The sequence below is a fragment of the Pirellulales bacterium genome, from assembly GCA_036267355.1.
Lineage (GTDB): Bacteria > Planctomycetota > Planctomycetia > Pirellulales > DATAWG01 > DATAWG01.
This window is the reverse complement of sequence record DATAWG010000032.1, coordinates 1-9,324: the sequence shown is the minus strand read 5'-3', so window position 1 is coordinate 9,324 and position 9,324 is coordinate 1. Positions and strand designations below refer to the sequence as shown.

The 9,324-nt window shown below is 61.0% G+C and carries 6 protein-coding genes; 2 read left to right on the top strand and 4 right to left on the bottom strand.

What is annotated here, in order from left to right:
• On the top strand, positions 1 to 761 hold a 761-nt coding region (locus VHX65_05310; protein HEX3997949.1), incomplete at its 5' end, for a PDZ domain-containing protein.
• A gap of 58 nt (positions 762 to 819) precedes the next feature.
• On the opposite strand, the gene queC is transcribed toward VHX65_05310, so the two are convergent.
• Together queC and VHX65_05300 are read right to left on the bottom strand one after the other, a co-directional pair.
• Positions 820 to 1,506: a 7-cyano-7-deazaguanine synthase QueC gene (queC, locus tag VHX65_05305; GenBank protein HEX3997948.1), complete on the bottom strand. Its 687-nt coding sequence runs from the start codon at positions 1,504 to 1,506 to the stop codon at positions 820 to 822.
• Between the two features lie 47 nt (positions 1,507 to 1,553).
• On the bottom strand, positions 1,554 to 5,435 hold the full coding sequence (locus VHX65_05300) for a sugar-binding protein (protein HEX3997947.1): 3,882 nt from the start codon (positions 5,433 to 5,435) through the stop codon (positions 1,554 to 1,556).
• A 222-nt stretch (positions 5,436 to 5,657) separates the two neighbouring features.
• On the opposite strand from VHX65_05300, the gene VHX65_05295 reads away from it, so the two are divergent.
• Positions 5,658 to 7,166 carry a serine hydrolase gene (locus VHX65_05295; GenBank protein ID HEX3997946.1) on the top strand — a complete coding sequence of 503 codons (1,509 nt, stop codon included), beginning with the start codon at positions 5,658 to 5,660 and terminating at the stop codon, positions 7,164 to 7,166.
• On the opposite strand, the gene VHX65_05290 is transcribed toward VHX65_05295, so the two are convergent.
• Together VHX65_05290 and VHX65_05285 are read right to left on the bottom strand one after the other, a co-directional pair.
• A complete protein-coding gene (locus VHX65_05290) occupies positions 7,163 to 8,797 on the bottom strand; it encodes an FAD-dependent oxidoreductase (protein HEX3997945.1) in 1,635 nt (544 codons plus the stop codon). The two genes, VHX65_05295 and VHX65_05290, sit on opposite strands and share 4 nt — an antisense overlap.
• A 136-nt stretch (positions 8,798 to 8,933) precedes the next feature.
• On the bottom strand, positions 8,934 to 9,324 hold a 391-nt coding region (locus VHX65_05285; protein ID HEX3997944.1), incomplete at its 5' end, for a hypothetical protein.

Below are 9,324 nucleotides of genomic sequence, written 5' to 3'. Positions count from 1 at the left end.
GTTTGGCCGAACCGACGCCGGGCTTGACCGACCGCTCGCGCGTTTATTTGAATCGCGGTTTGTTGGATATGTGTCTAGCTGATTATGCTCAGGCGGAAAAAGACTTTTCGCTCGCGACAGGATTTACGCAACTTCGCATTCCGCTCATGCTCCTGTCCTTGAATTCGGACGCACCGCGTGACGCGGTTGACCGGCTGGTCAATGAGTGGAACGCATCGACAGGCCGCACGGAGTGGCGCGATAAGGTCGTGCTGTTCCTGAGCGGAAAAATTTCTGCGGAGGAGTTTTGGGACGCGGCAACAAAAACCAAAGATAGTGCCAAAGCGGAAGGCGAGTGCGCCTATTTTCAAGGTATGAGGCTGTGCCGCGCCGGAGAAGACAAGGGCGGCGTCGCAGCGCTCGTCGAGGCGGTCGACGATGATTCGAACAAGTCGGTCTTCACGATGTTCGCGCTTGCGCAGCTCGCGGCAACCGATCAATCGGATAATTTCTCGCAACAGCTTGGCGTAAAGATCGTGCAATTGTCGGACGACGGACCCGAATTGAGCGACGATGAAAATACGTCGGTCGTGGCCGACGTGCAGCCTGACGGCGTTGCAGCGAAATGGGGCCTTCAGAAAGGAGACCAAATTCAAAGCGTCAATTTCCTCGACGCCCGGCCGCTCTACGTCCTTGCCGAATTATTCGGCGCCGAGTCGAAGAAGAATGTCTTCATCGTGGCCAAACGGAATGGCAAGATCGTCGACCTCGGGTCGCAATGATGCCGGAAAAAGCGGCCGCGTCGCGAACAGACCGCCCCCGGTGTCCCAGCCGCTTCCCTTAAGCGGATCCGAAAGCTGGCCGCGGCCGCGGATCTTGATAGACGGTCGGATCCAAAACGCCGGCCAGCGAAAATGCCTCTTGCCGTTCGAAACACGTGCCGCACTTGCCGCAATGCGTTTCGCCCTCCTCGTAGCACGACCAAGTCGCCGAAAAATCGACGTTCAGCGATGCGCCCAGTTTGACGATTTCCGCTTTCATCATCTCGATGAACGGGCAATGCAAATCGACCGGATGCCAATCCGCCAGCCGGATTGCATTGCCGAGAGCACGCGCGAATTCCGGCCGGCAATCCGGATAGATCGCATGGTCGCCCGTATGCGCGCCGTATGCTACTCGGTCGAAACGGCGGCTGATCGCCCAACCGGCCGCCACGGATAGCATGATCATGTTGCGGTTGGGCACCACCGTCTGCTTCATCGATTCTTCCGCGTAATGCCCGTGGGGCACGGCGATCGATGCACTGGTTTGGCTCGAAGCGGCAATGAAGGGGCAAATCGCCGACAGATTGGCCAATTGCCAATCGACCCCCAACCGGCCGGCGATCGCCTTGGCGTGCTCGAGCTCGCGACGATGCCGCTGCCCGTAGTCGACCGAAATCGCCGCCACGGTATCGCCCGCTGCCAGCAGTTGGTGTAGTAGCACCGTCGAGTCCAGGCCGCCGGAAAAAACCACGATCGATTTCATTCGCAACTCTCGATTCAAGCGTCGAAGGCAGTCGCTGAAAACCGCGGCTATTCCACAAGCGTGATAATCCCGAAATTGGCGGGCTGCCAGGCGGGCGACAGGCCGCCGCCCCAGTTCATTTGCGCGGCCGGGCCTTGGCCGTCGTTGTCGTTGAGTTGAATCGAGAAGCCGAATTTTGTGCCGAAAGCCGGCGACACGCCAAGTTCGCTCCACGGAATCCGAATCTGGTAGGCGCAACGGCCCGGCTCGGGTTTGACGAGCAGTTCGTACACCGACGAATCCCGGGCCAGATGGCCGGGGGGCCGGCCGCCGCTGTGCGCCGCCGGTCGCCAAAGTGTATCGCGTCCGCTGCCCCCCGCCGGCTTCTGCGACGAAACATAATATTCCACCGCCTTAGCGGCGGCGTCGGGCGAACGGTTTGTCGGATCGAATGCCAAGATCAGGCTATCGCCGTCGATCACCGACTCGCCGTCGCCGGCCGGATGATGAATGTCGTCGAGCACATCGACGGCAAGATACAGATTCGTTTCATCCCAGCGCAGATAGGCCACGCCGCTGAGATTCGCCGGCGTCCAGGCGTATCGCTTGTCGAACGCGTGAAGCTGATTTCGGCCGATGAGCGGGATCGGGCATGCGGTGCCCCAACCGTTGGCACTGGGATCGTTGCCGGCGCCGCCGCCCAGATTCCCGCTAATGGCCGGCGGCTTTTTCACCTTGATCGCCTCGGCGGCGAAATCGCTTCCTTCGAACACGGTGACGCGAAGATTGTCGTACATCGCCACTCCCGGCCCGCGACAGACGGGGACGAACGCTGCCGCGGCCAAATCCTTTGGCGCTTTATAACGGCAGGTAAACACCTGCCAGCCGGGCGTGCTGTCGCCCATGTTGATCACCTGATTGTCGAACAGCGACTTGCTGCTGCCGTCGCGGAGGGTTTGCACGATGTTCGACCCGCCTTCCTTGCCGCGATTCCAAATCCACGCGGTGTAGAGGTAGGTCGTGTCGCCGCGAAGCGGGATCGACTGGCCGAAGTTGGCCCAATTGTCGGAGGGTGCAAACTTCAGCACATGTTTGCCCAAGCCGAGGCCCAGGCCGGCGCTGGAAACGACGGCCCCGGTGCCTCCCCAATGCTTGGCCGGCTTGCCATCGGCATCGAGCTCCTCGAAGTCGCCATTTTTCAGCAGATTGCCGACATTGGCGGGCGAAATCACCGCGACATTGAACGGCCGAACCACCGTCGGCAATTTTTCCGCCGCATCGAACGCGACGGAAATCGACTGCGGATAATTCTTCGCCGCCGTCGCTTCCGGCAACGCCACCGGAATGGAAACGATCTTGCTCTGGCCCGGCTCGAGAGCAAAATCGACCGCGGGCCGCGGAGCCCACGCCGACGGAAGGTCGGCTTTGAGAGTACCGCTGATTCGCCGGCCGAAAAGATTGCGCAGTCGAACTTGAACGCTGCCCGGCTTGCCTTGCAGAAGCGTCACCTGCGGCTCCGCTCCGCTCAAATCGATCTGGCTGCCGGACGACGGCGCGACGATCGACGGAACCAAATTCGCCTTCAGCGTATTCATGTCGGCGCCTTCGATGAACACGGGCAGTTCGGAACGCGGCAGCCGCGCGATGCCATGGGGCGCGCTGATCGTGGATTCGTTTCCCTGATAATCGGTGACGCGAAGCGAGGCCGCCCCCACGTTGATTTCAGTCTCGTTTGTTTTATCCGCGCTTGCGGCCTCGGTGTTGGCCACGACGAGCGTTTGGCCGTCGCGATCGAAGAGATAGAAGCGTGCCCCATTGCGCGACGAAAACATGCCGATCGGCACGGCATGAAATGTTTTCGCCGCGAACACCGCCAGCGTCGCGGCGACCGGCAACGGCGAAAGATCACTCCGTAGATAGTCGCTATTGCCGATCGCGTCTCCCTCGCCGCCGAAATAGAACAGCTTTTCGCAGCCCCCCGCCAGTTCGTCGGTCCATTGGGTCATCACCCATTTCGACTTCAGCGGCTCCGTGATCAGCTCCAGCCCTGGCCGATCCCATTGAATGACGAACGCCGACGACTCGTTTTCCCACACGGCGGCTTTCGTCGCACCGAACGAATCGAGATCGCCGCGAGCTTCTTGGATGCCGATTCCATTGCCGTAGTGAATCGGCAGGGCATCGATATATTTCCCCACGCCGGCATTGAGCACGTCCAGGCGATAATTTCGCGGCCAAAGCCCGCCGGCGAGCACGGAGCCGAGCTTCGGATCGACGGCCCGGGCCGATTCCACGCCCGCGCGGCACAATTGCACATAATCGCCGACGAAATCGGGCGTGCCGCCGGGCGTGATCTCGTTGAGCCATTCCCAGCCCCAGAATTTGCCTTGGTATCGCTTGGAAACCGTCGAGACCAAGTTGCGAAAGGCTTGCAGGTCGCAGGGAAACATCTGGTAGCCGACATATTTTCCGACTGGCATTACCCAGGCCGGCGGATCGTAGATCGTTACAACCGTTTGCACGCGGTTCGCCGCCGCGGCATCGAAGAACGCGTCCCACGCCGCGAGATCGAAATGATTGGGTCCCGGCTCGATCGATTTCCATTCGGTAAACGCCCGGCAGTTCGTGAGGCCCAGTCGGCGAGCGATTTGGAAAATCTCATTGGTGCGGTGGCCCAAGTGGGCCGCGGCGTGAACGGTGAATCCGAGCCGAGTCGGCGCGTCTTTCGTCATCGCCGCGAGATCGGGGATTCGGCAGAATGTCGTTTCGCGGCTTTCCCAGCCGTCGACCGTCGCTTGAAACAGGAACGTGCCGCGCCTTGCGGATTCGCCCGCGAGAGAATCCAGCCGCACTGGAACGATTTGCCCGTTCTTCTCCGCGGTGAATTGCTGCGATCCGTCGGCAACCAAGGCCTTCGTATAATCGTAGACTTTGTAATTCAGCAGTTTCTTTTCGCCCGGCCGATCGACATTCGTGAGCCGCACGAGCATTTGCACGGGCTCGGCGTACGTGAAAAGATTGCCGGGCTTTGCCGTTTCCAGCTCGAATCGGCCTCCCTTGCGGGCAAACCACGTTTCGGCGCGAACATCCCACGGCCAGCGCTTGCCGTGGCTGTCGGTGAACGAAGCTAGCAGAAGCAGCGCGTTTTGCGGCGATGATTTGGGAACCGTCAGCGTGAAAATATGCCGCCCGTGGCCGGGTTCGATCTTGACCGATTGCTGGCCGTAATAAATGTGCTGTGTCTTGTCGAACGTGATCGGCTTGGGCGCATTCGGCATCGGCACGCGCGGACCGAGCATCTCCAGCGAAAGGGTCGTGAAGGCGTGATTTTCGGACGGATCGAGCGCGTATTCCACCGGCAATTCGATCTTGTCTCCCTCGGTAAGCCGGCCTTGCAGCGGGCGCCAATCGATGGCGATCCAACTGCGGTTGTATTTGATTTGCTTCGTCCATTCCGCATATGCCGGATCGGGATCGGCCACGGGAATCGGCTGCGATGTGACGAAGCGCGTGTGCTTCTCCCACGCGCCGCCGGGCGCGGTATAGAGCACGATGACAACGCTGGCGATATCGGCCTGTGGATGCATCGGGATGTGGAAGACGAGTTCGCCGTCGCCTTGCACGGGCGGTTTTCCACGCCAATCGTTCGAGTAAAATCCGCCGCCGGAGCCGTCGAGCTTTTGATAATGCATGTCGCAGCAGAGCGTCGTCTTTTCGGCGATGCCGCGAAAGGCCACCTTGATTTCCGCCTCGCCGCCGATGCGGAGCGCCGCGGGGCGCGTGACCGTATACCACTCGCCGAGGCGAATGGTTTGCAACTTCGCGGCCGGCGATGCCGCTCGATCGACTGCGGGACCGATTGCGACCGCGACCGCAATGCACGCCGAGACGCATGCAACGACCGTGCGAAACTTTCGGATAGATGGATTGCCAGACACTATTCGTGACATCGCTTCCCTCTCAAAATCAATCAGCCGAATTTACCCGTCGAATATCTTAGCTGACTTCCAACGAACGTCGCGGCCATGTTGGAGTTCACGCTTCAGCGCGCCGCCGACACGCGAATGCCCGAACTCCAACTGTGGTTGCCCCTCTGCCGCACAAAAACGATTGCGATGCGCTCGGCCGCTGTTCACAATAGGCCATCATCACCATCCTTTCAGGAAAATGCCATGAAAAAATCGACCGCTTTCCTGCTGCTCGCCATCGCGCTGCTCGCCGTTGCGCCGTTCGCCGCTGGTCCATCAATTGCCGTCGCCGCTGGCCTGCCGCGCAGTTCGCCGGAAGAGCAAGGCGTCGCGTCGGCCGGAATTCTGTCGTTCGTCGATGCGGCCGATAAGAACGTCGAATACATGAACAGCTTCATGCTCCTGCGGCATGGCCACGTCGTGGCGGAAGCCTGGTGGGCGCCGTATCGCGCGGGCGCTCCGCATTCGCTCTATTCGCTCAGCAAGAGTTTCACGTCGACCGCCGTCGGCTTGGCGATTTCCGAAGGCAAGCTGAGCCTCGACGACGAAGTGCTCAAGTTCTTTCCCGACGATGCTCCAGCCCATCCGGGCGCCAATCTAAGATCGATGCGCGTCCGCGATCTGCTGCGGATGCAGAGCGGCCAACAGACCGAGCCCGAGCGAACCGATTCCGAGCCGTGGACCAAAACGTTTCTCGATCATCCAGTCCCCTTCAAGCCGGGAACGCATTTTCTCTACAACACGTCGGGCGCCTACATGCTTTCGGCGATCGTGCAGAAAGCGACCGGCGAAACGGTGCTCGATTATTTGCAGCCCCGGCTTTTCGAACCGCTCGGAATCGAGCATCCGACGTGGGAAATGAGCCCGCAGGGCATCTCGGCAGGCGGCTTCGGCCTGAGCATTCGCACCGAAGACATCGCCCGGTTCGGCCAGCTTTATTTGCAGCGCGGCAAATGGAACGGCAAGCACCTCGTGCCCGAAGCATGGGTTGCGGCCGCCACGTCGCTCGAAACCTCGAACGGCAGCAATCCCAAGAGCGATTGGGACCAAGGCTATGGCTACCAGTTCTGGCGCTGCCGCCACGGGGCCTTTCGCGGCGACGGAGCGTTCGGGCAATATTGCATCGTGATGCCCGAGCAAGACGCGGTGGTGGCGATCACGAGCGGCGTGAAAGACATGCAGGCGGTGTTGAATTTGGTGTGGGACAAACTGTTGCCGGCGATGAAGGATTTACCGCTGCCGCCCGACGGCGACGCCCAGGCGAAATTGCAAGAGCGGCTCAAGACGCTGTCGATTCCGCCGCAAACCGGCTCAGCTGCGGCGGCCGATGTCTTTGGAAAGACCTATGAGTTTCCGGCAAACGCGCACAACCTCGAGGCGAATCGACTGGAGAAGGGGGAAAACGGCGAGGTGGCCATTGTCGCTCGCGTCGCCGGCAAAGAACATCGGCTCACCTGCGGCAATGGCACATGGAAGGATGGACTCGCCGCGTGGGGTCGCCTGCACGGCCCGGCCGCAGCCAGCGGCGCATGGACCGCCGACGACACCTACACCGCCAAGCTCTGCTTCTACGAAACGCCATTCATCGTCACGGTGCGCTGCAAATTCACCGGCGACGAACTTCAACTCGGCGGTGAAACGAACGTCGGCTTCGGCCCCACCGGCCAAAAGCCACTGACTGGCAAGCGGGCGGACAACAAGCCGAAGCACTAGCGCGGTGTGGACGATTTTTTGCGCGGCGGGTCGAGCAATTGGTGGTCGGCTAGCAAGCGTGCGCGGAGTTGTTTGTAGCCGACCTTTTGCACCGGCTCGTCTGCATCGATGGCCATTGCCGCCGCCGTGCCCGCACTTTGGCCGAGCACCATGAACACCGGTTCCATGCGGATCGAGCCGTAGGCGATATGGCTTGCCGAAAGGCAAACGGGCACCAAGAGATTCTCGCACTCGCCCGCTTTCGGCACGATCGAATGATACGCGACCGGATAGGGTCCGGCCGGGGCCACTTCCACGTCTCCCTCGTTGCGAACGATCGACCGCCCGCGGCCCGTGGCTTTGTCGGTTTTGATTTGCACGAAGCGATGGCAGTGGTGGGAATCCATGTTGTATTCCGCGAGGCCGACCGAATCCTCGGCCACGGTTGCTCCGCGGCAATTGTGTTCGGTCATCACATAGTCGCTCACCATCCGCCGCCCCTCGCGCACATACAACTGGTGCGGCCATCCGCCCGTGTCGGCGAAATCTTCGGGCGAAAGGCCGTAAGCCGAAATTTTTTGGCGGATCGCTGCGGGCACCTGCGGATCGTGCGTCACAAACCACATCAGCCCTTGCTGGTAGCTGACGTGGTCTTGAAAGATCTTTTCCCGCGTCGCGTAATCGGCCTCGGGCCATGCGTCGCTTGCCCCGATATTGTCGGTGGAAAAGCCCCCCTCGTTGTTGGAATCGCCGTCGTGAAGCTGCATGAAATCGCCGATGCCAGCGCCGGCGGCGATGTAGCGCGCGAGCAACGTGTATCGGGTCGGGTCGTAGCGCTGCGGCTTGGGAAACGGAATTCGATCGGCCGCGCGAGTGAGAAACATGCGGAAGTTGTAGGCCTGCACCCGGCGATCCGCCTGGCCAACCGCGCCGCGCGGCTCTGGCGAAATTTCCTTCAACAATCCGCTTGATGCGTCGCCCGGCACGACGAACGGATCCACCGCGAAGCGGAAATTGTGGGCCCGCGTCGCGCCGGAAGTGACTCCGTCGAGCGTTTCGCCGTAGGTGGCGTTCGCTTCGCGGCCGACGATGTACGAAACCTTGGCGGCCGCCATCAGATCGCCTTCATACGTGGCATCGACGAACATCTTGGCGCGGAACCGATTGCCGCTTTCCATTTCGATCTGCGTAATTCGGTTGCCGGTTTTCGTGCAGCCGGCAAGCCGCTCTTCAAGATGCAATTGCACGCCCTCGGCCGCGAGCATGCGGCGGAACTGGGCTTCGGCGGCCGCCGGGCGAAAATCGGCCTTGCCGACCACCTTGTAGAATTCGGTCGCGATTCCGGCCGAATGCTTGCCGCCATCGGTCTTCGACAAGCCGCTAGCGGTCATCCCGCCCACATGCCGCCCGAATTCGACGAGTGTGGCGGACTTGCCCATTCGCCGGCACTGAATGGCCGCCATGACCCCGCCGGGCGTGGCCCCATAAACGCAAACGTCGGTCTCGAATGTTTGCGGCGGATTCGCCTTCGGCAGCGGATAGTAGTAATGGGGTTGCCCCTTCGGCTCGCCGGCAGCAAACAGCGACGTAGCGCCGAGAACTAGCGCGAAGCAGAGCAATCCGAAAGGGAAGCGTTCGTTCAATCGGTTCATTTCGGTTCCCGGAGGGTCATGCAAATAACCTAGTGCTGCGTCACAGCAACGATTTTGCATCGTGGGTCGGTAGTGGGACGGCAAATCGTCGGGCGAATCGCTTTGACCATCCCAAAATTCCAGCGTTAACGCAACACTATCCCGAAGCGTAAGCGAGGACGGGGCCCCACTCAACACTAGCCCGAAGCGTTAGCGAGGATGCGCTCCCTTGCGGGATCGCCGTTACGAACGCATTGATCCAATGTGCATCCGGCTGTGCCGCCTGCAGCGAGACGATGCCGCCGTAGCGGCGCTCCCTCGCTAACGCTTCGGGTTTGTGTTGCACCATCCCAAACTGCAGCGGTAACGCCACACAAGCCCGAAGCGTAAGCGAGGATGCGCTCCGTTGCGGGATCGCCGTTACGAACGCATTAAACCAATGTGCATCCGGCTGTGCCGCCTGCAGCGAGACGATGCCGCCGTAGCGGCGCTCCCTCGCTAACGCTTCGGGATTGTGTTGCACCATCCCAAACTCCAGCGTCGACGCC

What these genes read in the sequence shown, in the direction of transcription:
- VHX65_05295 (HEX3997946.1), top strand. Translation starts at nt 5,658, where the DNA reads ATGAAAAAATCGACCGCTTTCCTGCTGCTCGCCATCGCGCTGCTCGCC.
- queC (HEX3997948.1), bottom strand. Translation starts at nt 1,506, where the DNA reads ATGAAATCGATCGTGGTTTTTTCCGGCGGCCTGGACTCGACGGTGCTA.
- VHX65_05290 (HEX3997945.1), bottom strand. Translation starts at nt 8,797, where the DNA reads ATGAACCGATTGAACGAACGCTTCCCTTTCGGATTGCTCTGCTTCGCG.
- VHX65_05300 (HEX3997947.1), bottom strand. Translation starts at nt 5,435, where the DNA reads ATGTCACGAATAGTGTCTGGCAATCCATCTATCCGAAAGTTTCGCACG.